The sequence below is a fragment of the Nonomuraea roseola genome (assembly GCF_039535395.1).
In the GTDB taxonomy this organism is placed as follows: Bacteria; Actinomycetota; Actinomycetes; order Streptosporangiales; family Streptosporangiaceae; genus Nonomuraea; species Nonomuraea roseola.
On the sequence record NZ_BAAAXC010000012.1, the window covers coordinates 338,701 to 365,539 of the forward strand.

Annotated in this window: 20 protein-coding genes; 8 read left to right on the forward strand and 12 right to left on the reverse strand. The window is 70.9% G+C overall.

The window, feature by feature from the left end:
- Window positions 1-2 precede the first annotated feature (2 nt).
- Window positions 3-590, forward strand: a complete 588-nt coding sequence (gene coaE / locus ABFX55_RS13635) for a dephospho-CoA kinase (protein WP_346120969.1) — start codon at window positions 3-5, stop codon at window positions 588-590.
- On the opposite strand, the gene ABFX55_RS13640 is transcribed toward coaE, so the two are convergent.
- Window positions 580-1,542 (reverse strand): hypothetical protein, encoded by a 963-nt coding sequence (locus tag ABFX55_RS13640; RefSeq protein WP_346120971.1) that lies wholly within the window; start codon window positions 1,540-1,542, stop codon window positions 580-582. The genes coaE and ABFX55_RS13640 overlap by 11 nt on opposite strands.
- Before the next feature lie 18 nt (window positions 1,543-1,560).
- Window positions 1,561-7,119 (reverse strand): WD40 domain-containing protein, encoded by a 5,559-nt coding sequence (locus tag ABFX55_RS13645; RefSeq protein ID WP_346120973.1) that lies wholly within the window; start codon window positions 7,117-7,119, stop codon window positions 1,561-1,563.
- Between the two features lie 168 nt (window positions 7,120-7,287).
- Here ABFX55_RS13645 and ABFX55_RS13650 point away from each other — a divergent pair, with 168 nt between their 5' ends.
- Entirely contained in the window at window positions 7,288-8,436 is a 1,149-nt protein-coding gene (locus tag ABFX55_RS13650; protein ID WP_346120975.1) for an ArsB/NhaD family transporter, read from the forward strand.
- Here ABFX55_RS13650 and ABFX55_RS13655 read toward each other — a convergent pair.
- The 9 genes from ABFX55_RS13655 to ABFX55_RS13695 form a co-directional block, all read right to left on the reverse strand.
- Window positions 8,428-9,228, reverse strand: a complete 801-nt coding sequence (locus ABFX55_RS13655) for an inositol monophosphatase family protein (RefSeq protein ID WP_346120977.1) — start codon at window positions 9,226-9,228, stop codon at window positions 8,428-8,430. The genes ABFX55_RS13650 and ABFX55_RS13655 overlap by 9 nt on opposite strands.
- A gap of 10 nt (window positions 9,229-9,238) precedes the next feature.
- Window positions 9,239-9,859 carry a hypothetical protein gene (locus ABFX55_RS13660; protein WP_346120979.1) on the reverse strand — a complete coding sequence of 207 codons (621 nt, stop codon included), beginning with the start codon at window positions 9,857-9,859 and terminating at the stop codon, window positions 9,239-9,241.
- Complete coding sequence (locus ABFX55_RS13665; RefSeq protein WP_346120981.1) at window positions 9,856-10,896, reverse strand: fused MFS transporter/spermidine synthase family protein; 1,041 nt, start codon at window positions 10,894-10,896, stop codon at window positions 9,856-9,858. Before ABFX55_RS13665 ends, ABFX55_RS13660 begins: the two co-directional genes overlap by 4 nt.
- A gap of 170 nt (window positions 10,897-11,066) precedes the next feature.
- Complete coding sequence (locus ABFX55_RS13670; protein ID WP_183659217.1) at window positions 11,067-11,840, reverse strand: sporulation protein; 774 nt, start codon at window positions 11,838-11,840, stop codon at window positions 11,067-11,069.
- Between the two features lie 21 nt (window positions 11,841-11,861).
- Window positions 11,862-13,091 (reverse strand): SPFH domain-containing protein, encoded by a 1,230-nt coding sequence (locus ABFX55_RS13675; RefSeq protein WP_346120983.1) that lies wholly within the window; start codon window positions 13,089-13,091, stop codon window positions 11,862-11,864.
- On the reverse strand, window positions 13,088-14,992 hold the full coding sequence (locus ABFX55_RS13680) for an SPFH domain-containing protein (protein WP_346120985.1): 1,905 nt from the start codon (window positions 14,990-14,992) through the stop codon (window positions 13,088-13,090). Before ABFX55_RS13680 ends, ABFX55_RS13675 begins: the two co-directional genes overlap by 4 nt.
- A gap of 83 nt (window positions 14,993-15,075) precedes the next feature.
- Complete coding sequence (locus ABFX55_RS13685) at window positions 15,076-16,281, reverse strand: hypothetical protein (protein WP_346120987.1); 1,206 nt, start codon at window positions 16,279-16,281, stop codon at window positions 15,076-15,078.
- The gene (locus ABFX55_RS13690) at window positions 16,278-16,403 is read right to left on the reverse strand and encodes a hypothetical protein (protein ID WP_346120989.1); all 126 of its coding nucleotides are present in this window, start codon (window positions 16,401-16,403) and stop codon (window positions 16,278-16,280) included. Before ABFX55_RS13690 ends, ABFX55_RS13685 begins: the two co-directional genes overlap by 4 nt.
- Window positions 16,400-16,903, reverse strand: a complete 504-nt coding sequence (locus tag ABFX55_RS13695) for a SigE family RNA polymerase sigma factor (protein WP_346120990.1) — start codon at window positions 16,901-16,903, stop codon at window positions 16,400-16,402. Before ABFX55_RS13695 ends, ABFX55_RS13690 begins: the two co-directional genes overlap by 4 nt.
- Before the next feature lie 102 nt (window positions 16,904-17,005).
- On the opposite strand from ABFX55_RS13695, the gene uvrB reads away from it, so the two are divergent.
- The gene (uvrB, locus tag ABFX55_RS13700) at window positions 17,006-19,114 is read left to right on the forward strand and encodes an excinuclease ABC subunit UvrB (RefSeq protein ID WP_183659227.1); all 2,109 of its coding nucleotides are present in this window, start codon (window positions 17,006-17,008) and stop codon (window positions 19,112-19,114) included.
- Window positions 19,115-19,189: 75 nt separating this feature from the next.
- On the opposite strand, the gene ABFX55_RS13705 is transcribed toward uvrB, so the two are convergent.
- Window positions 19,190-19,834, reverse strand: coding sequence for a GntR family transcriptional regulator (locus tag ABFX55_RS13705; RefSeq protein WP_346120992.1), 645 nt, complete (start codon window positions 19,832-19,834; stop codon window positions 19,190-19,192).
- Window positions 19,835-19,943: 109 nt separating this feature from the next.
- On the opposite strand from ABFX55_RS13705, the gene ABFX55_RS13710 reads away from it, so the two are divergent.
- From ABFX55_RS13710 to ABFX55_RS13730, 5 genes are read left to right on the forward strand one after another with little or no spacing between them, the layout of a single operon-like run.
- Complete coding sequence (locus ABFX55_RS13710; protein ID WP_346120994.1) at window positions 19,944-21,911, forward strand: beta-galactosidase; 1,968 nt, start codon at window positions 19,944-19,946, stop codon at window positions 21,909-21,911.
- Window positions 21,908-23,233, forward strand: coding sequence for an aminomethyl-transferring glycine dehydrogenase subunit GcvPA (gene gcvPA, locus ABFX55_RS13715; RefSeq protein WP_346120996.1), 1,326 nt, complete (start codon window positions 21,908-21,910; stop codon window positions 23,231-23,233). Before ABFX55_RS13710 ends, gcvPA begins: the two co-directional genes overlap by 4 nt.
- A complete protein-coding gene (gcvPB, locus tag ABFX55_RS13720) occupies window positions 23,230-24,771 on the forward strand; it encodes an aminomethyl-transferring glycine dehydrogenase subunit GcvPB (RefSeq protein WP_346120998.1) in 1,542 nt (513 codons plus the stop codon). The genes gcvPA and gcvPB overlap by 4 nt, the downstream gene beginning before the upstream one ends.
- Window positions 24,768-26,039 carry an ATP-NAD kinase family protein gene (locus ABFX55_RS13725; RefSeq protein ID WP_346121000.1) on the forward strand — a complete coding sequence of 424 codons (1,272 nt, stop codon included), beginning with the start codon at window positions 24,768-24,770 and terminating at the stop codon, window positions 26,037-26,039. The genes gcvPB and ABFX55_RS13725 overlap by 4 nt, the downstream gene beginning before the upstream one ends.
- Window positions 26,036-26,797, forward strand: a complete 762-nt coding sequence (locus tag ABFX55_RS13730) for an SDR family NAD(P)-dependent oxidoreductase (protein ID WP_346121002.1) — start codon at window positions 26,036-26,038, stop codon at window positions 26,795-26,797. Before ABFX55_RS13725 ends, ABFX55_RS13730 begins: the two co-directional genes overlap by 4 nt.
- Window positions 26,798-26,839: the final 42 nt, after the last annotated feature.

Below are 26,839 nucleotides of genomic sequence, written 5' to 3' on the forward strand. Positions count from 1 at the left end.
TCATGCTGAGAGTGGGTCTGACCGGAGGCATCGGGTCGGGGAAGAGCGAGGTCTCCAGGAGGCTCGCCGAGCGGGGCGCCGTGGTAATCGACGCCGACAAGATCGCCCGTGAGGTGGTCGAGGCGGGCTCCGAGGGGCTGGCCAGGGTGGTGGCCGCCTTCGGCGAGGAGATCCTGCGCGAGGACGGCTCGCTGAACAGGGAGAAGCTCGGCGCGATCGTGTTCGCCGACTCCGACAGGCTGGCCACGCTCAACGGCATCGTCCATCCCCTGGTGGGCGAGCGGGTGGAGGAGCTGCAGCGGCAGGCGCCCGACGACGCCGTGGTGGTCTACGACGTCCCGCTGCTGGTGGAGAACAAGCTGGCCCCCATGTACGAGGTCGTGATCGTGGTCGACGCCCCTGACGAGGTCCGCCTCGACCGGCTGACCAGGGTGAGGGGCATGTCCGAGCAGGACGCGAGGGCCCGTATCGCCGCCCAGGCCTCGAGGGAGGAGCGGCTGGGCGTCGCCGATGTCGTGATCCCGAACGAGGGCACACTGGAGGAGCTCGACGCCAGGGTCGCGGAGGTGTGGAAGCGCCTCAGAGGTTGAGTGTCGGGATCTTGTCCCGGTAGGGGTCGAGGTGGTCGAGGGCGATGCGCGCGACCTCCCGCAGATCGCCGGGGTCGAGATCGGCGGCCAGCCCGATGGCTGTGAACAGCCGCTGCGTCTCCTCGGTCGTGGGCTGCTCGCTGAGCGGCGTCGCCAGCTCCAGGGGGAGCCTGGTGGCCTGGCTGAGGCTGTTCTCCAGCTCGGTGGCCCACAGGTTGTAGTGGGGGCTGCCGCGGGGGATGGCCACGGCGGGGAAGGCGGGGCCGCGCTGGGTGATGATCAGGCGGCTCCACGACAGGTCCCAGCGGAACAGCGAGAGGGTTCGCGAGAGCCGTACCTCGATGTCGAGCAGTTGGCGGTTGCGCTGGCGGTACCAGCAGGCGGCCAGGATCGTGGCGTAGAGGTCCCTGCGGGTGCCGAGCTCGGTCCAGTCCTTCTCCTCGGAGCCGCTGGGCGCCAGGTCCTGGTGCAGGCGGGTGTAGGCGGCGCACAGGTCGAGGTCGGAGGGGTCGAGGATCTCCAGCCTGAAGGTGATTCTCCGGCGCTGGCGCTGGGCCTGCTCAAGGCATTCGGGCAGCGTGACCGCGCGGGTGAAGGTGCCGGTGCTGCCCTTGAACAGCCACCTGTCGGTCTCGGCGCGCGCCTCGGTGAGCTCGCGGCTGATGGCGGGGCCCGTGAGGGTCATGACCGACTGGCCGCTGGTGAGCAGCGACCACATGCCGTCCGTCGTGGTGGCGACCCTGGCCAGCTGGTCGGCTACCTTGCGCTGTCTGGAGCGGTCCCTGATCCAGACGAAGGCGAGCGCGGCGAGCACCGGGAGGATGACGCCGTCGGCCTCGCCGTCCTTGATGACGTTGAGCAGGTCGAGGACGCCCACCACGAGGGCCACCACGAAGACCACGACGATGTCGAGGTTGCCGGCGATGTCGCGCAGGCGCGCGAAGACATTCATATCAGGCGAGTACCACGATCAGAACTCCGCGTCCAGAGCGACGGAGCGTACGGCGGGCAGGTGCGAGTCGAGCTCGCCCAGCTCGAATCTGGCCATGCCGATGACGTGCCAGAACTGCCCGGCCACCTCGCCCTGGCACTTGTAGCGGCCGTCGGGCGCCAGCGCGGCCCAGCCCTCGGGCAGGCCGAGGAGGGTGGCGCGGCGCACGCCGTCCTCCCAGAGGATCACCACGCCGTCGTCTCCCGCGCTGGCCAGCAGTGAGGGAGAGGAGGGGCTGAAGGCCACCGACAGGACGCGCCTGGAGTGCCCGGTCAGGGTGTGGACGAGGCGTCCCGTGGCGACCTCCCACACCCGCACGGTGAGGTCGTCGCCGCCGGTGGCCACCAGCGTGCCCGAGGCGTTGAACGCGATGCTCCACAGCCGTCCCGCGTGCCCCGAGAGGGTGTGGCGCAGGCGCGGCTCCCACGGCCTGCCGGGGCGCAGCTCCCAGATCATGGCGCGGCCGTCGTTGCTCGCGCTGGCCAGCAGCTCGCCCGAGGGGGAGAAGACGACGGAGTAGACCCGGTCGGTGTGACCTTCGAGCGTCGCCACCCTGCCGCCCGACTCGGCGTGCCAGATCCTGATCAGCTTGTCGTCGCAGCCGGTGGCCACAAGGGCCCCGTCGGGGCTGAAGGCGATCGAGCGGACCCTGCCCCTGTGCTCGGTGAGGTCGCTGACCAGGCGGGCGGTGGGGCGGTACCAGATGCGGACGCTGTCATCGTCGTTGGCGGTGGCGATGTGCCAGCCGTCGGGGCTGAACGCCTCGGCCCACACGTGGTCGGTCTCGACGTGCAGCTCGCGTTCGTGGTCGCCGGTGACCGCGTTCCAGAAGTGGACGCCGCCGTCGTTGCTGGCGGTGGCCAGGACGGGCCCTGCCGGTGAGAAGACGGCCGAGATCAGCCGGTCGGCGGCGCCGGTGAACTCCCGCAGGCGACGGCCCGTGCGCGGCTCCCAGATCCTGACGACGCCGTCGTTGCCGCTGGTGGCCAGCATGGAACCGTCCGCGCTGAAGGCCACGGAGGAGATGCGGCGGCCGTGGCCGCGTAGGACGCGCGTGCACTGTCCCGTGACGGGGTCCCACAGCCTGGTGGTGCCGTCGTTGCTGCTGGTGGCGAGCTGGGCGCCGTCGGGGCGGAAGGAGAAGGGCCACACCGAGCTGCGGTGCCCCGCCAGCTCGGTCCTGGCAGAGCCGCCGACCTCCTGCACGCGGACGGTGCCGTCGGAGTCGCCGGTGGCCAGCAACTCGCCCGAGGGCGAGAACGTCACCTGGTAGACGGCGGCCCTGTGGGTGGTGTGCGGGCCCCTGGACTCGCCCGAGCGAGGGTCCCAGAGCAGGACGGCGCCCTCGATGTCGCCGGTGGCCAGCAGGTCGCCGCCGGGGGAGAAGGCGACGCAGTAGACGCGCCCCCTGTGCCCCGACAGCGTGTGCAGGAGCTCGCCGTCCCTCCAGACGCGCACCGTGCCGTCCTCGTGGCCGGTGGCGAGCAGGTCGCCCGAGAAGGCGGTGCGGTAGACCGCGCCCTGCCCGGAGAAGAGCGTGCGGGTCAGCCTGCCGGAGTTCCAGACGCGGACGGTGCCCGCCGAGTCTCCTGTGACCAGTCCCCACGGGGTGAAGACGGCGGTGAAGATGGGCGCGGTGTGGCCGCTCAGCCGGTGCAGGAGCTCGCCCGTCGCGGTGGACCAGATGCGGACGACGCCGTCGCCGCCGCCCGCCATGACCAGGTCGCCCCCAGGGCTGAACCTGACGGGCCACACCCCGTCGGCGTGGCCGCGCAGCGTGTGCAGGCGCTCGCCGGTGAGAGGGTCCCACAGCACGACGGCGCCGTCGCTGGCGCCGGTGGCCAGCAGGTCGTCGCTGAAGGTGACGGCGTAGACGCGGCCCGTGTGCCCCTGCAGTGTGCGGACGGGCACGCCGCCCGCGCACAGCAGTACGCCGCCGTCCTCGTTGCCCACCGCGAGCAGCGCGCCCGAGGGGCTGTAGGCGATCGGCTCGGGCAGGCGGCTGGTCTGGAAGTGATAGCCGTACGGCACGCCGACGGCGGCGGGCGCCAGCTCGATCTCGACGGGATCTCTCGGCACGACCGCCGCGCCAGGCAGCGAGGGGACGGTGCCGGTGACGTTGATCAGGGCGGCTCTGTGCCAGCGGCTGCCCTCCACGGCCGCGTCGCTGAGGTCGGCGCCGAACAGCCTGGCCCCCGACAGGTCGGCGCCGCGCAGGTCGGCCCCGACCAGCGAGGCGCCGTCCATGCGCGCTCCGGTCAGCCGCGCGTTCCTCAGGATCGCCCTGGACAGGTTGGTGCCCGCGAGCGTCGCCCCGTCCAGCCGCGCGTCCGTGAGGTCCACCTCCTGCAGATCGCGTCCCGAAAGGTCCTCGCCCTGCAGGTTGGCCCCGCGCAGGTCGGCCTTGGCGGGCGTGCGCAGCCTGGCCAGGATCTTGACGGCGTTGGCCCGCACCACGTCGTCGGTGGCGGGGTCGGCCAGCACGGAGGCCACCCAGCTCTGGGTGGCCCTGACGTCGGCCAGGTCGCAGAGGAACTCCACGGTCAGCGCCGACAGGGGCCGCCTGGCCAGCATCGAGGAGTCGGGGAGCGAGGCGGCGATGTGCCTGGCGATCAGCCACTCCATCACCGAGGCGTGGATGAACCCGAACAGTCCCTCGTCGGTGCGGACCATCAGGCTGCCGGTGCCCATCGCGTGGGCCGCCTGCACGCTGGTGAGCTGGCCGTCGGCCAGGTCGGTGAGGGTCTCGGCGATCTCGGTCAGCTCGGCCAGGCCGAGGAAGGACTCGCCGGAGTCCCACAGGCGCAGCGCCAGCGCCGTCACCGCCCGCCAGAGCTCCTCGGTGGTGAGCGTCGCGGGCGCACCAGGCACCCTGGTGCGCCGCTCCTCGAAGGCCAGCCAGGAGGCGAGGATCTCCTCGTACAGCAGGGCTGGGCTGATGGTGTGACGGGCCGTGGCGACCGTGTGGAGGCGCTCGGCGTCGAGATCGGCGATGAAGCTCAGCATGCGCGGGTTGCGCCCGAGGTCGAGCAGGTCCTTGATGCTCTCGAGCAGGGACATCCTGGCCTCGGCCTCGCCGCTGTCGGTGAAGCGGTTGGCCAGGTAGGAGCGGATCTGCCCGTGGGTGAAGTCCTCGACGCTGAAGACCCGCCGCTGCGGCAGCACGCCGACCATCTCGCCGAGCGTGGTCAGCACCTGCCCGTGCGACTTGAAGTGTTGGGTGCGGCTGGCCACGACGATCTTCGCCTTGTCCTCGGCCGCGGCCAGCAGCGTGGTGAGGTGGTCGGCGGCCCTGTCGTAGGTGACGCGGGTGACCAGCTCGTCGAAGCCGTCGAACAGCAGCACGATGCGCCCCTGCCGCAGCAGGTAGTGGAAGGCCTTGAGGTCGATCAGCTCCTCGCCGTGGTTGGCCAGGTGCGCGGCGACCAGCCCGTCGACGGAGTGCGCCTTGTCGAGCGCGCGCAGCTCGATGAGGATCGGCGTGAGATGCGGCAGCTCGGTGGGGATGCGCCTGGCCAGCTCGCGCAGGGCGAAGGTCTTGCCGTGCCCGAAGTCGCCCAGCACGAGCAGGAACCTGCCGTGGTCGGCCCCGAGCAGGCGCATCAGCTCGTCGGTCAGGCCCTGCCTGGTCTCGGGGGCGGGCCTGTCGAGCTCGCGGTAGCGCTGGGGGACGTACAGGTCGGGAGGGTAGCGGCGGTCGGTGCGCAGGCGCACGGACTGCTCGGCGACGTACTCCGACAGGTCGAGCAGGCCCTGGAACTCGGTGAAGCTGCGCACCCTCATGCCCCTGCGCATGAGGTCGTCGCGCAGCGCTCTCGCGGGCGGCGGGCCCTGGTAGACGAGCTCCAGCGCGAGGCTGGTGGCGTGGGCCTGCCGTACGAGGGAGTCGGCGTGGTCGGCGGTGAGCTCGCCGACGTGGGCGGCGATCATCTGCTGGCGGACGAAGCCGTCCTCCGGGTAGGTCATCACCAGATGGGCGTCGAACCTGCGGATCTTGATGCGTTCGTGCCTGGCCTCGCACACCTCGGTGATGCGGTCGAGCAGCAGCTCGGTCGGGCTGGGTTCGCGCGCGACGACCTCGGGCGCGGCCTTGGCCGGCTCGGGCGGGTTCTCGCCGGTGAAGGTGGCCGACGCCGAGCGCCACTGGTACGGCGTCCGCTCGGGCTCGGCGTCGGGCACCCAGGTGCGGATGCCCGTACGGGTGAACTCGACGACCTGGTGGCGGCGCGGCGCTCCCACCGTGCCGTCGGCGGACTGCCCCGGGCCGTGGAAGAGCAGGTTGAGCCGGTGCCCGATCAGCCGCTCGACCGAGGCGATGTCGCGCAGCCCGCCGGGGGCGTGGCCGACCGCGCCCAGGCGCAGCCACGACCGCTCCTCGTAGCCGCGCAGCCGCTCGGCGAACCAGGCCGCCTGCGCCTCGCCGACCAGGCCGTAGGCGTCCTTCTCCAGGTGGCTCATCGCCATCGTGGAGTTGAGCCCGGCCACGACCAGGCGCAGCTCGGGCACCTCGAACAGGCTCCACGGCTGGCTGCCGTCGAAGACCGGCCCCTCGTGGTACAGCTCGCCGAACATGCCCGCGAAGTGCCGCCACTTCGGCCAGTACGGCGGCTGCGGGCGCACGTCGTCGGCCTCGCAGGTGGCGAAGTACGCCTTGGAGGCCGCCTTCGTCACATCGCGCGGCCCGGGGACCACGACCAGGCGCTGCGGCTCCAGGCCGAGCAGCACGCGCAGGCTCGTCAGGAACTGTGTCGCGTGCCCGAACTGGGTGAGCGTGCCCGACTCGGTCAGGTCTCCGGTGACCAGCATCAGGTCGGGCTTGGGCATCCCCTGGTCCTGCATCCTGGTCAGGTCGGCCCAGATGCGCGCCTGCAGCTCCTCGGGCGTGAACGGCTCGCCCGGTTCGGGCAGCGCCCTGCCGAACCTGGTGCCGCCGAGGTGGAGCACGCTGAGGGAGTCGCGTGTGCGCGCCTCGGCCCTGCCCAGCGGGAACGCCGGAGCGGACATGGGTGTCCTCCTGCCCCTGCCGATGCTCTCCGCGGAGGGCGGCGGCTCCCGCTCGGCCCGCGGCTCGGCGGGGCCGTGCGGGAAGGCAGGCGGCAGGTGCGGCTTGGCCCGCCCCGCCACCGCCTCGGCGATGCGGTTGAGCAGCATGCCGCGCGCCTTCGCAGGATCGGTGACGCCGACCAGGTCCACCCAGGTGATCGTGGACAGCAGCCCTTCGAGCGGCACGTCCTCGAGCCTGACGGTGATCAGCTTGCTGGAGGGGTTGTCGGGGGCGGCCCTGAGCGCGGCCTGCCACTCCATGCGGCCGTAGCGGGAGGTCAGGTAGTTGCGCGACAGCACAGCGACGACGACCTGCGCCTCGCTGACGCCCCTGTCCATGAAGTCGATGAAGTTCGTGCCCGGCACGAAGTCCCACGCCTGGATCATCGTGCGGTAGCCCGCAGACTCCAGCTCCCATGCGATCCAGGTGGCCCAGGCCGTGTCGGCGGGGGAGTAGCTGACGAAGATGTCGGTGGGCCTGCCGTCACGCGCCATTGCGCCAGTATCCCCGCTGCGGCCGTGGATGTGGAGCCTGATGGTCATGGACAACGGGCGCTGTTCCATCGGTTGCGGGCCCACGGCGACGACCGGGAGGACCGGCTGCCGCCATGGGTGGCGCCTTCCACCTCGAACGCCTGTAGGGGTCTGTGCGAAGATCGACCCGTGCTGAGCCGACTGGGCGTCCTCGACTGGGTCAGGATCGGGCTGCTCGCCCTCGGGCTGGTCTTCGTCGCGACGGGTCTGCTGCCGCTGGAGCGGGCGGTCGAGGAGCTCGACGGCATCTGGCCACTGATGATCTTCCTGGTGGGCGTCATCGTGCTGGCGGAGCTCACCAAGGAGGCCCAGGTCTTCGACGTGATCGCCGACAGGATGGCGGTCGCGGCGAGGGGCAGCAACATCGCCCTGTTCCTGCTGTGCGTGCTCTTCGCCTCCCTGGTGACGATCTTCCTCAACCTCGACACCACCGCGGTCCTGCTCACCCCCGTGATGCTCGCGCTGGCGCCCAGGGCGGGCATCGCCGCGCTGCCGCTGGCGATGACGACGATCTGGCTGGCCAACACCGCCAGCCTCTTACTGCCGGTCTCCAACCTGACCAACCTGCTGGGCATGGAGAAGATCAACCTGTCCACCAGGGAGTTCGCCGGCCACATGTGGGCCGCGCAGCTGGCTGCGATCGCCGTGACGATGGTGTTCCTGTGGGTGTTCTACTGGCGGGGCCACCGCGGCCACAGCCCTCCCGAGACGCGGCCGGTCGCCGACCGGGTGCTGTTCACCTCGGCCTCGGCGGCCTGCGCGCTTTTCATCGCAGCCCTGCTGATCGAGGTGCCGGTCTCGGTGGCGGCGCCGACGGCCGCGGCCGTCGTGGTGGTCGCCTTCTTCGTCAGGGACAGGGGGAAGCTCACCTGGAGCCTGGTCCCGTGGCAGCTGCTGATCTTCGTCACGGGGCTCTTCCTCGTCGTGCCGACACTGAGCGCGCACGGGCTGTCGGCGGTCATGTCGTGGCTGGTCGGCGAGGCCCACGACCCCTTCCGCACCGCCTTCGTGGCGGCCGGCCTGGCCAACGTGATCAACAACCTGCCCGCCTACCAGGCGCTGGAGGGGGTCGTGGCCAACCCGCTGGTCCTGCTCGTCGGCGTCAACGTCGGCCCCGTCATCACGCCGTGGGCCTCGCTGGCGACGCTGCTGTGGTTCGAGTCGTGCGCCAGGCACGGGGTGAAGGTGCCGATGCGCCGCTTCGTGCTCACCGGCGCGGGCCTGGCCGTCGTCGGCATCGCGGCGAGCGCTGCCGCCCTGGTGGCCAACTCAGGCTGAGCCGACCAGCGCGAGCAGCGAGGGAATCGCCTCGGGCGGCCCCGCGACGAAGCTGCGGTCCTGCGGCGGGCCCTCGAACCCCTCGGGGAAGGGGCCGCCGTCCAGCGCCCTGATCTCCATGCCCGCCTCCTGGGCCAGCAGCGCGCCCGCGGGCAGGTCCACGGCCTCGGCGCAGTAGCCGACGAAGCCGTCGATGTCGCCCCTGGCGAGCATCGCCCACGACAGCAGCGGCGCCCACAGCTGCAGCATCCGGCGCACACCCAGGTCGAGGCGCATCTTCAGCGGGTGCGCCTCGGTGCGCGAGACCCCGTGACCCTGCGTCCAGGCCACCACGGGCCCGTGCCGCCACGGCCGGTACGGCGGCGCCAGCCGTGCCCCCGAGGGACCGCACGCCCCGCGCCCGCGCACCGCCGACCAGGTGTGGTCGGGCACGGGTTCGTGCACCACGCCGAGCACGGGACGCCCCTCGTGGCAGAGCGCGAGCCCGATCACGTAGGCGGGCAGGCCGATGGCCACGTTGTTGGTGCCGTCGAGAGGATCGACGAGCCAGGTCCACTCCGCGCCCGCCGAGCCGAGCAGCCCCGACTCCTCGGCGATCACCGAGTGCGCGGGAAAGGCGGTGAGCAGGCGTTCGAGGATCAGCTTCTCCGAGGCCAGGTCGAGATCGGTGACCACGTCGCCCTTCTCGCCCTTGGGCCGCGCCCCGGGCGAGCCCTTGACACCGTCGCGCAGCAGCAGCCCCGCCGCCTGCGCGGCCTGCACGGCCACCTGCCGAGCGTGCTCGAGGTCCACGGGGTCCTCCCTAGGTGAGGTGCTCGGCTATCAGTCTCGCCGCTCTCGCGGTCTGCGCGGCGTCGAGGTGGCCGCGGGTGATGTGGTGCGCGGGGGTGTCGAGCGGGCCCAGCGACAGGTCGTGGCTGCCTGCCCTGCCCCTGCCCAGCGCGATCGTGGCGGCCTCGCCGTGCTCGGGCACGACGCTGGAGTGGAAGCGGCCCGCCGACAGGGTGTAGGTCTCGCCGCTGCCGAAGGTCTCGACCAGGCCGGTGCGCTGCCGTACGGTCCTGGCGGTCGGCTCGATGCGGTCGCCGCCCGCGTCGCTGACCACCTCGAAGACCCGGTGCGTGGCGTCGCCGTCCGCGTCCTCGACCACCGCGTGCACGTTGCGCACCTGGCCGTAGAGCACGTGGCTGACCAGGTCCCAGCTGTGGCAGTGGATCTGCGAGGTGGTGGTGTCCGCGGCGGGGAAGGCGGCCGACCACAGGTGCAGGCAGACGCCCTCGCCGCCGTCGCGTTCGAGCGGCAGGCAGACGAAGCCCAGCGGGTGCCGCACGGCCCGCAGCCCGCCGAGGTCGGCCAGCACCTTCAGCGCCCACTGCCTGGCCCCGCCGCGCAGGATCTCCTCGTGCACCGCCCTGTGACTCATGAGCCGTAGGGATCCTTCGCCTGCAGCGCCTTGCGGGTGACGTCGACGATGTCGTACTCGGTGTAGGCCTTCGGCAGCGGCAGCTCGATGCGCCTGAACAACTCCTCGACCTCCTCGACCGTGGGCTCGTCGCTCAGCGGCACCGCCTTGTAGCGCTCGATCGGCACCCTGCGCGCCTGCTCCAGGCTGAGCCTCAGCTCCGAGTCGCAGTTCTCGTAGTAGAAGGTGCCTGCCAGAGCGCTCATTGCCCTGTTCGGATCCTCGACCGTCATGATCAGCCTGGTGGCCGACAGGTCCCAGCGGAAGGTCGTCATCGTGTGCGAGAGCCCGACGCTGATGTCGAGCAGGCCGTAGCGCTGCCGGTGCCAGAAGGCGGCCAGGATCGTCGCGTAGGACTCCTTCCTGGCCCTGTCGGTCGTCCAGCGCTCGCCCGTGCCGTCGGGCAGGTCCGACAGGGAACGCCGGTAGTGGGCGTAGGCCTCGCACACCTCCTCGTTGGTCGGGTCGACGATCTCGACCGTGATCGTGAGGTGGCGTCTGACCTTGCGGGAGGCGGCGACGCACTCGGGCAGCGTGACCGCGCGCAGGTAGGTGCCCGTGCCGCCCTTGAAGCTCCACCTGGTGGTGTCCTTGCGGGCGGCGGCGAGCGCCTCGCCGATCTCCTGCCTGTTGCCCAGCACCCTGACGAGCTGCAGCTCGTCGAGCGCCTTGCGGGTGCCCTCGACCAGCGACTCCAGATGGTCGAGCCGCTTCAGCCGCTCGGGCAGCTGGGCCAGCGCGCCCGAGGTGATGGTGCGCTCGACGGGGGCCTGCCGTGCGCGGTCTCTGAGCAGGGCCGTGGCGACCAGGGCCAGGATGACCAGGGTCGCGGCGCTGATCACCTGCCGCTGGACGTCGTCGCCCTGGGGGCCGAACATCTCGCCCGGCATGATGCCCATCACGCCCACGACGATCGCGAGCGTCAGCGCGATGGCGCCGTCGGCGTTCTGCGCCGCCCAGGGCGCGGCCCGCTTCACCGCCGTGACGAGCCGCCTCATGGTGTGCCCCGCACCTCCTCCGAACCCCCACGCCATGGTAACGAGGGCACCAGGCGATCACCAGCGCATGACAACACCTGATCGCGGAAGGGTGGGGCGACGGGCTCCCGCCCGTGCACAAAAAGGAGGCGCGAGGGGCCCCGCAGCCCCTCGCGCCGGTGCGGGAACGACTAGAACCAGCCGCGCCTGCGGGCCATCTGCTCCAGGCCCGCCTGCAGCGCCTGCTCGGCGGCGCCGGGGTTGTCGCCGTAGCGAACGGTGAAGCGGTTGTAGGAGTCGTGGCTGGAGCTGAGGAAGCCGCCGCGCTTGTCGGCCTCCAGGATGACGTCCATCTGGGTGGGACCCGCGATGAACGTCAGCTCCAGCTCGTTGAAGTGGCCACGCCACTGACCGCCCGCGTAGTACTCGATCTCCTGGAAGAACGGCATCGTCGAGCCGTAGAGCGTGCCACGCTCCAGATCGGCCTTCTTGAAGCGGAAGCCCATCCGGTCGAGCGCGCCGATGACGTGCTCCTGCGCGGGCAGCGGCGCGACGTGCAACGGGTCGAGATCGCCCTTGTCCAGCGCGCCCGCCAGCGCGAGCTCGGTCTGCACGCCGAGCCGCATGCCGTGCAGGGGGTGACCGCCGATCGCGCTGATCGGCGTCTCCCACGGCACGGGGATCTCGAACGGCTGCGCGTGCGCGGCCCCCGCGGCCAGCTGGAAGGAGCCCGCCACCTGCTGGCGCAGGAAGCTGTAGGTGGTCTTGTACTCGTTGTCGCCGCTCTCCACCTCGACGACGGCGGTCAGGTCGATGGTGATGCCGTCGACCTTGTAGTCGGAGCCGCCGCTCTTGAAGTTGACGACGCCGCGCAGGGGCTCACCAGGGCGGACGGTGGGGGTGCTCAGAACCGTGTCGACCTCGACGCCCGCACCGAAGGCGGCCATCAGCTTGCGGAACACCATGGGGTTCTCCTCGGAGAGTTTTTACTGGCCAACGGGCGGCTTGGCCTGGCCGTTCCCTGCGATCCTGGGCAGTAGCTGAGCCAGGAGCAAGGTGGAGAGCGCCGAGTCGCCCTGACCGCTCGCCGTACGCACGACGAGGGGCTGCGGGGCGCTCTCGGCCAGCTTGGCACCGACGTCCAGACGGCGGCGGGCCAGCTCGTACTGCAGGACCGCGCGGTTGTCGCGGTAGGAGTGTGCCAGGTGGCGCAGCGCCTTCGCCTCGTTCTCCGCGGAGGTGAGGTCGGCCTTGCCGCGCGCCTCGATCTCCCAGCGCACCCGCTGGGCCTCGGTCTCCTGCTCCTCCAGCATGCGGGCGACGTCCTTGCGGGCGGTGTTGGCCGCGGCCCTGACCTCCACGACGCGGGCGTCGCGGGTCTTCTTCGACCGCTCGATCTCCATCAGCAGCGTGTCGATGCGGCGCTTGCGGGTCAGCTCCCACTCACGCTCGTAGGCCGACAGCTCCTTGGCGATCTTCTCCCTGGTGGCCAGGTGCTGCTGGTACTGGTCGGGCAGCTGCACGTCGGGGATGTTGGCGCCGGTGATGCGCACGCCGTACCTGCCGAGCTGGCGGTTGAGGGCGTCCTGCACGTCGCCGACGTCGGAGCCGCGCAGGTCGTAGGCGCGCTCGGTGTTGACCTTGCGGCTGCGCTGCCTGATCGCGTCCTGCACGGCGCTCGAGAGCACCAGGTCGAAGTTGCCCGCGCCGATCGTGCGGACGAACGCCACGGGATCGACGATGCGGAACTTCAGGAAGAACTCGATCGACTTCAGCGGCACGTTCTCGGCCGTGGGGGAGGAGGAGATGGGCGCGGAGTAGGGGATCTCGGTGGAGGTGTCGACGACCGCGTCGACCCTGTCCCAGGGCAGCCACAGGTAGTGGCGGCCAGGAGGCAGGACCCCCGTGATGGCGCCCCATCTGCTGCGCACGCCCGTGGTGCCCTCCTCGATCTCGATGATGGCGCGCCGCCACATCCAGACCAGGCCGACGAGCAGGACGAGGACGGCGGCCAGCGCCGCGAGCAGGAGCCCGGAGACGACGGCCATGCCGGCGAAGTAGATGGCCAGGAACACCAGAGTCACCCAGGCGAAGCCGCGCCTGTCCTTGGGGATGACCACGGGGACGAGCTGGCCCTGCTCGCCGCCGCGCAGCAGCTGGCGGATGTCGGACCAGGAGGCCAGCGACTCCTTGATCTTGGAGAAGTCCCTGTTCATCGGGCGTCACCCTCCTGCGCGTCGTTGGTGGCCCGCGGCTGCTGCGCCGGCCAGACCGGGGTGCCCGGCGGGCGGGCGCCCTGCGCGTCGGGCGGGGTGGGCCACCCCGAGGGCGGCGTCTGTACGGCGGGGCCCCTGCTCACGGGCGGCGCGGGTGGCGCAGGCGGCGGAGGCGTCGCCTGGGCGGGACGCTCGTAGGCGGGGAGCGAGCTGGGCACCGGCGGCGTAGGGCCCGGGTTCCGGCCCTGGCTCCTGCCCGGGTCGGGCAGGCGCATCGGGCGCTCGATGGTGGTCTCGGCGTCGACGGTCGCCCACTCGGGCTCGGCCGCGGCGGGAACGGCGGGCTGCTCGACGATCGCCGGCTCCGTAGTCTCGGTGGCGCCCCTGAGCAGGGCGGCGATCTCCTCGCCCCGGTCGTCGACGCGCTGCCCGATCTCGTCCAGCCTCGACCTGATGGCCGCCATGTCCTCGGCGGAGAACAGCGCCGCGCCCTTGCCGCCGACCAGCTGCTGGGCCAGGGCGAGGAAGTCGATGTCGCTCTCCTCGCCGACCTGCACGACCTGCGGCAGCCGTCCCGAGACCGACTCCAGCTTGTCCAGCAGGTCCTGCTGGAAGCGGTACTCGAGGATCTCGGGCGCCTCGGCGGCCGACAGCGCGCGGATGTCGAGCGCCTGGGCCTCCAGCAGCGCGGCGTTGGCGTTGGCGGTCGACTCCGCCTCCACCAGCCGCTGCCTGGCCTGCGCCTTGGCCTGGTGCGAGGCCCGCTCGAGAGCGGTGTCCATCCGCGCCTGGTAGGCGGCGATCTCGGCCTGGATGGCGCTCAGCGTCTCCTGCAGCCCGGCGAGCTCCTTGACCAGGTCGCCCTCGTTCTGCTCCTTGCGCAGCTGCAGCTCGTACTCGTAGGTGTAGGCCTCCTTGGCCACCCTGACCATTTCGGGGGCCGCCAGGTCCATCCGGTACTCCTGGCTGGACGGCTCGGCGTGCGTGATGTTCACGTCCGTCAGCCGTACGGCCGGCAGGAACTGCTGGTTGAGGTTGTCGAGCATGCCGAGCGTGCTCTCACCCACGAGGTCGTAGATGTCCTCGGCGCGCTGGGCGTAGATGAGAGAGCGGGTGACCTCGCTGATGGCGTTCTGCAGCTTGGACTGGAAGCCGCTGACCGAGCCGAGCACGAAGATGAACTCCGCCGGGTTCTCGATCCTGAACTGCAGGAAAAGGTCGACGCTCGCCTTGACGCCCTGCTGGGTCGGAGCCTCGCGGATGGGCGCGTTGAACGGGTACTCGCGGGTGGTGTTGACGATGTAGCTGACGCGCTTCCACGGGTTGAACAGCGTCACCCTGCCGGGGTCGGCGATGTGCACCAGCTTGCCGAACTTGGTGATGAGAGCCTTGCAGCCCTCGGGCACCATGACGACGCTGCGCCGCCACCACAGGAAGGCGGCGGCCAGCACCAGCACCACCCAGTAGTGCGGGCCGAACAGCACGTCGATGCCCGGCACCACGTTCCCGAGCGCGCCGACCAGGCCGAGCACCACGAGGACGACCAGCGGGATGACCACCTTCGCCGTGCTCCCCTTGGGGATCACGACGGGGGAGATGACGTGCAGCGGCTCGCCGTTCTTGCCGCGCTCGCTGAAACTGCGGCTGATGATCTCGCCGGCCTCGTTCAGCGACGCCGTGCGGGCCTCGATGATCGTGCCGACGGAGGAGCCGCCGTCGCGGGCGGCGAGGAAGTCGTGCGCGTTGAGCTGGAACCCAGGTGCCTGCCCGGCCAGCTGCCCTGCCTGGCCCACGGCCTGCCCGACGGCCTGGCCCACGGCCTGCCGTACGTCTCCGCCTTGGGTCACGGCCTGAGCTATGCCCTGACCCGCCTGGATCAGGGCCTCTCTTGGTCGAGACATCGCACCTCTCTCATCGAATCACGGGGGATTCGTACCGTATCGGGCGAGCCTTGATGATCGCTTGCAAAAGGATTTCGACATGGTCAGCGTCCCGCGACGGTGAGGTCGACGAGGATCTGCTTGCCGTCCAGCTCGTAGGCGAGCAGACCTGGGGCGCGGTAGTCAAGCGTCGGCGCGGCCATCGTGTTGCCGACCGGCCTGATGCCGAGATCGCCCGCCTTGCCCGTGGCCAGGTCCACCAGCGCCACGCCCTTCGGCCGGGCTCCTTCCGCCATGGCGACGGTCACGAACCTGTCGAGCGCGGGCAGGTCATGGTTGGATCCGGGTAGTCCGCGCTCGCGCGAGCCGTCGCGGGTGGCGGCCCTGTCCCCGCGTACGCACCAGGTGACCCCGCAGTCCCATGGCAGGCGGGGGTCGTCCACGGGCAGGCTGACACCCCGGCGCTCGCCGGTCAGGACGTTCAACAGGTCGCCGAAGGGTGGCCTTCGGAAGTTCTTCTTCCTGCGCGGGTGCTGGAAGGAGGCCGCCCACGGCCAGCGCAGCAGGTGGCGTCCCGTGGTTCCCTCGACCTTCGAGGGCCTGCCGCCCGACAGCGGAGCCTGGAACAGCCCGCCGTCCCGGCCCATGGACCAGACGACCTTCCCCTCCGCCACGGCCAGGTTGCCGATCTCGGCCCTGCCCGGCTTGCCCTCGAAGGAGGTGACCCTTCGCTGCGCGCCGCCCTTCTCCGGCGCCGCCCAGATGTCGACGACCCTGCGCTCGCCGTCCTTGCGGAGGGTCCACCACACGAGCTGACCGTCGCCGAGGGCGGTGAAACTCCAGGACACCACCGTGCCCTTCGGCACCTGCACCGCCACGAGCCGCTCCGCCCTGCGGGAGTCGAGGTGGTAGGCCCACAGGCCGTCCGACCTGTCGGCGTTGCCGTCCCGCAGGGTGCGGACCAGCACGGTGTCCTTGTCCAGGAATCTCTCCGGGGTGTACGGCCTGCCGTTCGGAAGCGTGCGGGGGGCCGTGTGCACCGCGCCGGGCCACGCCTTCCTGATCGGCTCGACCTCGGTGGTGCCCGACGCGGGTGCGGCGGGGGCGGGACGCGCGTGCGAGATCGCGTTCGTCGCGACGAATCCGGCCACCGTGACCACGGCAACGGCCGCCGCCCCCGCCGCGGCCGTGCCCCTGCGACGGCGGCGGCGGGTGGCGTCGACCCGGCGGAGGAGATCGGAGGGCGCGGTGGGGGCCCGCTCCACGGAACGGGACAGAGACGCGGACAGCAGCTTTTCCATGTCGTTCATCGGAGGCTCTCCCATGCGTGGGTCCGGACGGCGTCGGCGGCGGCAGCGGCGCCGGGAGTGGCGGCGGGGACGCGGGCGGTGGCGCCGGTGCCCGCGCCCGTGCGGGGCAGGGCGCGGCTCATCTCGTCCGCTCCGGCTGGGGGGCCAGGTGGAGGCCCGCTCTCAACTTGTCGAGGGCGCGGGAGGCCTGGCTGCGGACGGTGCCGAGGGAGACGCCCAGCACGGCGGCGATCTCCGCGTCCGGGCGGTCCTCGTAGTAGCGCAGCACGATCACCGCCCGCTGGCGGCGAGGGAGCAGTGACAGCTGCCGCCACAGGTCGGAGTCGAAGTCGGCCCACTGGGACGGCGTGTCGGCCGTCTGCCCGTCGGGGGGCTCCCACGCGAGGTGCTCGCGCCGCCTTCTCCGCCACACCGTGATGTGCAGGCGCGTCATCGTCACCCTGACGTAGCTCTCGGGATCGTGCTTGCTGCGCACGCGCGACCAGGAGCCGCGCAACCGCACCAGCGCCTCCTGCACCAGGTCCGCCGCGTCGTGCGGATTGCCGGTGAGCGCGTAGGCGTACCTCATCAGCGCGTCGGCCCGGTCGGCGACGAACGTCTCGAACAGCAGGTCGTCGGTCATGTGGTCCCTTCCATCCCGATATAGACGGGCGGGAAGAGCCTGGCGTTGCACGGAGGCGGCTCGCCGTCAGAAATGTCGGTGCCACCACCTACAGTGAGAAACATGCGGCCGGTAACAGATTTGCAGCGGAAGGTGGCGCCCTTCGAGGTCGTCACCGAGATGACCCCTTCCGGCGACCAGCCCACGGCCATCGCCGAGCTGGAGCGCAGGGTCCTGGGCGGGGAGAAGGACAACGTGCTGCTCGGTGCCACCGGCACCGGCAAGACCGCCACGGTCGCCTGGCTGATCGAGCGGTTGCAGCGCCCCGCCCTGGTCATGCAGCCCAACAAGACGCTGGCCGCGCAGTTCGCCAACGAGCTGCGGGAGATGCTGCCCAACAACGCCGTCGAGTACTTCGTCTCCTACTACGACTACTACCAGCCCGAGGCCTACGTCCCGCAGAGCGACACCTACATCGAGAAGGACTCCTCGATCAACGACGAGGTCGAGCGGCTGCGCCACTCGGCCACCAACTCGTTGCTGACCAGGCGCGACACCATCGTGGTCGCCTCCGTCTCGTGCATCTACGGCCTGGGCACCCCGCAGGAGTACGTCGACCGCATGGCCAGGCTCCGCGTCGGCATGGAGGTCGACCGCGACCAGCTGCTGCGCCGCCTGGTCGACATGCAGTACACCCGCAACGACCTGGCCTTCACCAGGGGCACGTTCAGGGTGCGCGGCGACACGATCGAGATCATCCCCAAGTACGAAGAGCTGGCCGTCCGCATCGAGATGTTCGGCGACGAGGTCGAGAAGCTCTCCACGATGCACCCGCTGACCGGCGACGTCATCACCGAGGACGAAGAGCTCTACATCTTCCCCGCCTCCCACTACGTGGCGGGCGAGGAGCGCATGGCCAGGGCGGTCCAGAGCATCGAGGCCGAGCTGGTCGAGCGGCTGGCCGAGCTCGAGCGGCAGGGCAAGCTGCTCGAGGCGCAGCGCCTTCGCATGCGCACCACCTACGACATCGAGATGATGCGCCAGGTCGGCACCTGCTCGGGCATCGAGAACTACTCGCGCCACATGGACGGCCGTGAGGCGGGCAGCGCGCCCAACACGCTGCTCGACTACTTCCCCGAAGACTTCCTGCTCGTCCTCGACGAGTCGCACCAGACCGTGCCGCAGATCGGCGCCATGTACGAGGGCGACGCCTCCCGCAAGCGCACCCTCGTCGACCACGGCTTCCGCCTGCCGTCCGCGATGGACAACAGGCCGCTGAAGTGGGAGGAGTTCCTGGAGCGCATCGGCCAGACGGTCTACCTGTCGGCCACCCCCGGTGCCTACGAGCTGGGCAGGGTCAAGGGCGAGGTCGTCGAACAGGTCATCCGCCCGACCGGCCTGGTCGACCCCGAGGTCGTCATCAAGCCCACCAAGGGGCAGATCGACGACCTGGTGCACGAGATCCGCGAGCGCGCCGACAGGGACGAGCGGGTCCTGGTCACCACGCTGACCAAGAAGATGTCCGAAGACCTCACCGACTACCTGCTCGAGCTCGGCATCAGGGTGCGCTACCTGCACAGCGAGGTCGACACGCTGCGCCGCATCGAGCTGCTGCGCGAGCTGCGGATGGGCGAGTACGACGTGCTGGTCGGCATCAACCTGCTGCGTGAGGGCCTCGACCTGCCCGAGGTGTCGCTGGTGGCCATCCTCGACGCCGACAAGGAGGGCTTCCTGCGCTCGGAGACCTCGCTGATCCAGACGATCGGCCGTGCGGCGCGTAACGTCTCCGGCCAGGTCCACATGTACGCCGACAAGATCACCCCCTCGATGGAGCGGGCGATCGAGGAGACCTCACGGCGGCGGGCCAAGCAGATCGCCTACAACGAGGCCAACGGCGTCGACCCGCAGCCGCTGCGCAAGAAGATCGCCGACATCCTCGACTCGCTGCAGCGCGAGGACGCCGACACCGAGCAGCTGATGGGCAGCGGCAGGCAGCAGTCGCGCGGCAAGGCCCCCGTGCCGGGCTTCGCCGCTCGCCAGGCGGGACAGCACGCCAAGGCGATCGCGGGCGAGATGCCTCGGGCGCAGATGGAGTCGTTGATCGAGTCGCTGACCGAGCAGATGCACCAGTCGGCGGCGGACCTGCAGTTCGAGGTGGCGGCCCGGCTCCGCGACGAGATCAAGGAGCTCAAGCGGGAGCTGAGGGACATGCGTGAGGCAGGGGTGAAGTAACCCGTCGGTACGGCAGGCCGGGTCACGGCCATCGGGGGACCGGTGGCCGCCCGTCCATCACGCGTACTCCGTCAGTCAGGAGGCGGGGATGCGCGACATCATCCGCTCCATGCCGTTGACCCAGTTGTCGCGCAGCGCCTCGGCGGCCTGAGGCAGGTCGCCGGCCATGAGGAGCTCGGCCACGCGGCAGTGCTCGGCCTGCTCGCGCTCCAGGGGCGTCTCGTCGCCCGCGAGCAGGTGGGCGTAGCGGCGCATCCCGGCCTTGACGCTGGTGATGAGATCCAGCAGGCGCTCGTTGCGGCAGCCGCTCAGCAGCAGGTCGTGCCACTCGTCGTCGTGGCGTTCTATCACCTGCTGCTCGGCGACGCTGTCGGGAAAGTCGCGGGCCAGCGTGAGGAGCTTGGGCGCGATCTCACGGAGGGAGGCGGGGTCGGAGCGCTCGAGCGCCAGCGACTCCAGCGCGGCGACGATCTCGCAGAGCTCCCTGAACTCTTTCCGGCTCACCGGTGCGAACCGGAATCCCTTGCCCTGGTTGCTTTCCAGCACGCCCTCGCCCGCCAAGGTGATCAGGGCCTCGCGCAGGGGAGTGCGGCTGACGCCGAGCTCGGTCGCCAGCGCGACCTCGTTGATGTCCGTCCCCGCGGCGAAGTCACCCCTATCGATCCTGCTCAGCAGCTCTTCCCTGATCTGCTCGCGTAGCGGTCGCCGCTCGATCGGCATGAGGCTCCTTAGGTCTTGGCCCTGATCTGCTTAGCGCTTGACGTAGTACAAAATACTACACTATGAATTCTGAATACAGATTTACGGACAGCCAGAAAGGATCATTGGAGTGCGCCTGACCCTAGTGCCGGGGCTGCTGTTCGGCGGTGACTACAACCCCGAGCAATGGCCGGAGGAGGTCTGGGCCGAGGACGTCCGGCTCATGGCCGAGGCCGGGGTCACCATGGCCACCGTCGCGGTCTTCTCCTGGTCGCGGCTCGAGCCCGCGCAGGGCGTGTACGACTTCGGGTGGCTGGACCGCGTCCTCGACCTGCTCCACGAGCACGGGGTGTCCGCCGACCTGGCCACCGCGACCGCCACCCCGCCGCCCTGGCTGGTCAGGGTGCACCCGGAGGTCATGCCGGTCGACGCCCATGGAGTGCGGCTGGAGTTCGGGTCCCGGCAGGGATACTGCCCCAGCTCGCCGATCTTCCGCGAGCACACCGTGCGCCTCGCGACGGCGATCGCCACCCGGTACGCCGAGCATCCGGCGCTGGCGATGTGGCACGTGGGCAACGAGTACGCCGATCACACGCTCGAATGCTTCTGCCCCGAGTCCGCCCGCCACTTCCGCGCCTGGCTCCAGGCCCGCTACGGCACGGTCGACGCGCTGAACGCCGCCTGGGGCACCTCCTGCTGGGGTCAGCACTACACGGGTTTCGAGCAGATCGAGCCGCCCCGCAAGGCGCCAGGCCCCGTCAACCCGGCCCAACTCCTCGACTGGCGCCGCTTCTGCAGCGACGCCCTGCTGGAGCTGTTCACGGCCGAGCGGGACGCGCTGCGCGAGGTCACGCCGGCCGTACCGGTCACCACGAACTTCATGAGCATCCTGCACGGTCTCGACTACTGGTCGTGGGCGGCGGCCGAGGACCTGGTGAGCGACGACGCCTACCCCGACCCGGCCGATCCCGAGTCGCACGTGGCGGTCGCCCTGAGCTATGACCTCATGCGCTCGCTCAAGCAACGCCCCTGGCTGCTGCTGGAGTCGGCGCCGTCGGCGGTGTCGTGGCGCGAGGTCAACGTGCCCAAGCCGCCCGGCATGATGCGCCTGCACAGCCTCCAGGCGGTGGCCCACGGCGCCGACGGAGTGATGTTCTTCCAGTGGCGACAGGCGAAGTACGGTCCTGAGAAGTTCCACTCCGCCCTGCTCCCGCACGGTGGCACCACGACACGCGGCTGGCAGGACACGCTGCGGCTCGGCGCGGACCTCCGGCGGCTGGCCGAGGTCGCGGGCACCGCCACACGCGCCGAGGTGGCGCTCGTCCTGGGCTGGGACAGCTGGTGGGGTCTGGAGGCGCCGGAGTCGATGCCGTCGAACCGCCTCAAGCTCAAGGACCTGCTGCTGGCCTGGTACGCGCCGCTGCACGCCCGCGGGATCGCCGTCGACCTGGCGCCCCCTGACCGCGATCTGTCGGCCTACCGCGTGGTGATCGTGCCCAACCTCTACCTGTGTACGGCCGAGCAGGCCAAGGCGCTGGCGTCGGTCACGGGCGAACTGGTCGTCGGCCCGTTCAGCGGCGTGGTCGACGAGTCGGACCAGGTCCACGACGGTGGCGCCCCCGGCCCGCTCCGCGAGCTGCTGGGCCTCGCGATCGACGAGTTCTGGCCGCTCGCCGACGGAGTCACCCAGCGGGTACGGCACGCCGGTGGCGACGTCGGCCTCGCCAGAACGTGGGCGGAGTGGCCGCGCGTGGTCGGCGACGCCGTGGAGGTCCTCGCCCGCTACGAGGGCGGAGACCTGGACGGCCTGCCCGCCATCACCCGCAACGGCAACGCCACCTACCTCAGCTGCCTCCTCGACGACCTCACGCCCGTCCTCGACCGCGTGCTCCACGACGTCCCGGCTCTGGACGTCCCCCGCGGCGTCGAGGCCACCCGGCGGGAGAACCACCTCTTCCTGCTCAACCACACCAGCACCCCGCAGCAGGTCACCCTTCCGCAGCCAGGCAGGGACCTGCTCAGCGAAACCGACCTGCGAGGGGTCATCACCCTCGCCCCGCGCGACGCCGTCGTGCTCAGGATCGAAGGAGACACGTGACGCACCCGTACATTCCGAACGCCGAGCCAGGCGTGCGGGCCGAGATGCTCGCCGCCATCGGCGCGTCGAGCGTCGAGGAGTTCTACGCCGACATCCCGGCGGACCTGCGCCTGGCCCGGCCACTCGACCTCCCGGAGCCCCTCACGGCCGAGCACGACCTCGTGCGCCACATGAAGGGCCTGTTCGACCGCGTCACCGACACCGAGGAGGCGCTCAGCTTCCTCGGGCACGGCTGCTACCCCCATTACGTGCCGGCCGTCTGCGACGAGGTGAACTCCCGGAGCGAGTTCCTGACCGCCTACGCGGGCGAGCCGTACGAGGACCACGGACGGTTCCAGGCCCTGTTCGAGTACGTCAGCATGATGGGCGAACTGCTCGAGATGGACGTGGTCAACGTCCCCACCTACGACGGCTTCCAGGCGGCGGGCACGGCCCTGCGCATGGCCTGCCGCTACACCAGGCGCTCGAAGGTGCTCGTCAGCGGGGCGGTCAGCGCCGACAAGCTGAGCAAGCTGCGCGACTTCCTCAGCCCGGACATCGAGATCGCCCTCGCCCCTGCGGGCGAGAGCGGCGAGATCTCCGTGGCGGAGTTCGACGACTCCTACGCGGCGATCTACCTGGAGACCCCCAACGTCTACGGTGTCGTCGAGACGCGCGGACGGGAGCTGGCCGACCTCGCCCACGCGCACGGCGCGCTGCTCGTGGTCGGCGCCGATCCCATCTCGCTGGGAGTCCTCGCCCCGCCCTCCTCCTACGGCGCCGACATCGCCTGCGGAGACATCCAGTCGCTCGGCATGCACCAGAGCTACGGCGGCGGCCACGCCGGGTACATCGCCACGGCCGACCATGAGCCCCTGGTAGCCGAGTTCCCCTCCCGGCTGTTCGGCATCGCCCCTACCAAGGTGCCCGGCGAGTACGGCTTCGGCGACGTCTTCTACGACCGCACCTCCTTCGCCATGCGCGAGGAGGGCAAGGAATGGGTGGGAACCGCCGCGGCCCTCTGGGGCATCACGGCGGGCGTCTACCTGGCTCTCATGGGGCCGCAGGGCATGCGGGACCTGGGGGAGACCATCCTGGCCCGCACCCGCTACGCCATGGACGCCCTCGCGGGGTCCGTCACGGTGCTGCACCGGGACGCGATCCACTTCCGAGAATTCGCCATCGAGGTGCCCTCGAGCGCGGCCCTGCTCGACGGGTTGCGCGCCCGCGGCATCTACGGCGGCGTCCCCCTCGACGACCGCACGGTGCTGGTCTGCGTGACCGAACGCCATTCCATCACTGACATCGACCGTCTCGCCGCTGCCGTCCAGGAGGTGCTGTGAACACCGCGGAATCCTTCGCCGAGCTCCCAGTCGCGCCGAAGCCACCGCTACGCCGCTTCCACCAGGCCCGCTGGGACGAGCCGATCATCTTCGAGCTGTCCGCCCCCGGCCGCCGCGGCCTCGCCGTGCCGGAGGCGGGTGCCCCGCTGGTGGAACTCCCCGAGACCGTCCGCCGCGCCGAACCCCCGAAACTGCCCGAGATGTCGCAGCTGCACGTGCTGAGGCACTACCTGCGCCTGTCGCAGGAGAACCTCGGTGTCGACCTCAACATCGACGTCGGCCAGGGCACCTGCACGATGAAGTACAGCCCCAAGGTCAACGACCGGTTCGCCGCCGCGATCGCCGAGCTGCACCCGCTCCAGCACGAGGAGACCGTGCAGGGCGTACTGGAGATCTACTGGCGGCTCGAACGGATGCTGGCGGAGATCTCCGGCATGTCCAGAGTCTCCCTCCAGCCGGGATCCGGGTCCGCCGCCATCTACGCGAACATCGCCATGATCCGCGCCTACCACGCCGCCAACGGCGAGGGCCACCGCGACCAGGTCATCACCACGATGTTCTCCCACCCGTCGAACGCCGCCTGCGCCAAGACCGCCGGCTACGAAGTGATCACGCTGATGCCGGACGCCGACGGCTACCCGGACATCGAGGCGCTGCGCGCGGCCGTCGGCCCCCGTACCGCCGCACTGATGATCACCAATCCGGAGGACACCGGCATCTTCAACCCCCGGATCAGGGAGTTCGTCGAGCTGGTGCACTCGGTGGGCGGCCTGGCCTGCTACGACCAGGCCAACGCCAACGGCATCCTCGGCATCACCAGGGCCCGCGACGCCGGATTCGACCTGTGCCACTTCAACCTGCACAAGACGTTCTCCACCCCGCACGCCTGCGGCGGCCCCGCGGCGGGCGCGTGCGGCGTCTCGGCGGCGCTGGAGCCGTTCCTGCCGGGCCCGGTCGTCACCTTCGACGGCACCGCGTACGGGATGGAGACCCCGCCCAGCTCGATCGGCAAGGTGCGGCCGTTCCTCGGCGTAACCCCCAACATCGTCCGCGCCTACGCGTGGATCATGGCCATGGGCGCCGAGGGACTGCGGCAGGTGGCCGAGACGGCCGTGCTCAACAACAACTATCTGATGCACAAGATCCTGCAGATCCCCGGCGCGTCGGCGCCGTGGGACAAGCGGCGCGTCGAACAGGTGCGCTACTCCTGGCAGGAGCTCTCTGAGGAGACAGGGGTCCACTCCGAGGAGATCGGTGTCCGGGCGGCCGACTTCGGCGTGCACTACTGGACCAGCCACCACCCGTACCTGGTACCTGAGCCCTTCACGCTGGAGCCGACGGAGTCGTACTCGAAGGAGGACCTGGACGAGTACGCCGCGATCCTGGCCCACGTGGCCTCCGAGGCACGCACGGATCCCGAGTTCGTCAAGGGCGCGCCCTACAACCAGAGCGTGCACAAGATCGACATGACATCGCTCGACGACCCCAAGGCGTGGGCGCCCACCTGGCGCGCCTACGTCCGTAAGCACCTGTCATGACCTCCGACGTCGCCGCCCCGCGGACTCCCGTCCCGTTCCCCGACCGCGAAGTGGTGGTCGGGCTGGTCGTCAACCCGGTGGCCGGGCTGGGCGGGGCGGCGGGCCTCAAAGGCAGCGACGGCGAGCAGGTGCAGCGCGAGGCCCTGGCCCGGGGCGCGACGCCCCGGGCGGGGGAGCGGGCGGCGCGTGCCGTCCGCGCGCTTCTGGCCCGCCGCCCCGGCACCCGCGTGGTCACGGTGCCGGGCTCGATGGGTGAGCACAGCGCCCGCGACGCAGGAGCGCCCTGCGTCCTGGTGCGACCGTCACCCTCGTCCTCGGCCGATCCCGGATCGGCCGGCGCCACCACGGCACGGGACACGCGCCGGGCGGTCGTCGCGCTCGCCGATGTCGATCTGCTCCTGTTCGCGGGGGGTGACGGGACCGCGCGGGACGTCCTCGACGCGGTCCGCGAGCTCGGCGACCAGGCGCCGCCCGTGCTGGGGATCCCTGCAGGGGTGAAGGTCTACTCGGGGTGCTTCGCCGTCAGCCCTGCCGGGGCGGGGTTCCTCGCCGCGGGGTACGCCTCCGGCCTGCGACACGGGCCGGGGACGGCGGGCGCCGGCACGGTGGAGGCCGAAGTGGTGGATCTCGACGAGGAGCGCTACCGGCAGGGCCTGGTCAGCCCCCGCCTCTACGGAAGCCTGCGCGTCCCCGCCGCCAGAGCCGCTCTGTCCGGACGGAAGACCGGGTCCTCAGGAACCTACCCCGCCACCGTCGAGGGCATCGCGCGGGAGGTCGTGGCCAGAATGCGGCCAGGTGTCCGCTACGTCCTCGGCCCCGGCGCCACCACCCAGGCGGTCGGCCGCGCGCTCGGGCTCACGACCACGCTGCTCGGCGTGGACGTGGTCGAGCCCATGGACAGGGACGGGGGCGTGCTGGTGGCCGGCGACGTCTCGGAGCCGGAACTGCTGGCTCTGGTCACGGGCAGGGAGGCGGTCGTCGTGCTGTCGGTGATCGGCGGGCAGGGGTTCGTCCTCGGCCGCGGGAACCAGCAGGTGTCCCCCAGGGTGATCGACGCGGTCATCGGGTGCGGGGACGCCACAGGCAGGCGGCTGCTCGTGCTGGCCACCCCGCAGAAGCTGGCCGCGTTGCGGGGACGGCCGCTGCTGGCCGACAGCGGCGACGAGGACCTCGACCGGAAGCTCAGCGGGCACGTCCAGGTGATCACCGGGTACCGCGAGAGCACGATTTATCAGATCTGTACGGCAAGTGAGGAGTTCCACGGATGAACACGCTCGAGGGCAAGATCGCGATCGTCACGGGCGGTGCCTCGGGCATCGGACGGGCCACGGCGCTGACCTTCGCCCGCGAAGGCGCCAGGGTGGTGGTCGCCGACATCGACGGCCCCGGAGCGGAGGCGACGGTCGAGCAGATCGCCGCCGTGGTCGGTGACAAGGCCGCCGTGGCGGTGCGGGCCGACGTGTCGGACTCCGACGACTGCCGCAGAATCGTCCAGACCGCCCTTGACACGTTCGGCGGGCTGCACGTGCTGTTCAACAACGCGGGCATCATCCGCCGTACCACGGCCCTGGATCTCGACGTCGACGAGTGGGACCGCGTCATGGCGGTCAACGTCAGGTCCGTCTTCCTCATGTGCAAGCACGCCATCCCCGCCATGACCGAGGGCGGTTCCATCGTCAACACCGGCTCCGGATGGGGCCTGAAGGGCGGTGGGAACGCCATCTCCTACTGCGCGTCCAAGGCCGCGGTGGTCAACATGACCCGGGCCCTCGCCATCGACCACGCCAGGGCCGGCATCCGGGTCAACTCCGTGAACCCGGGCGACACCGACACGCCGATGCTGCGCGACGAGGCCCGCCAGCTCGGAGAGGATTGGGCCGCCTTCCAGACCGACGCGGCTGACCGGCCGATGGGCAGGTCAGGCACCCCTGACGAGATCGCCCAGGCCGTGCTCTTCCTGGCGAGCGACGCCGCCAGCTACATCACCGGATCCGCCCTCGTCGTCGACGGCGGCGGCCTCGCCTGACCCCCCGGGGCCCCGGCCCCGGCCTGACACCGCTGTGCCTGA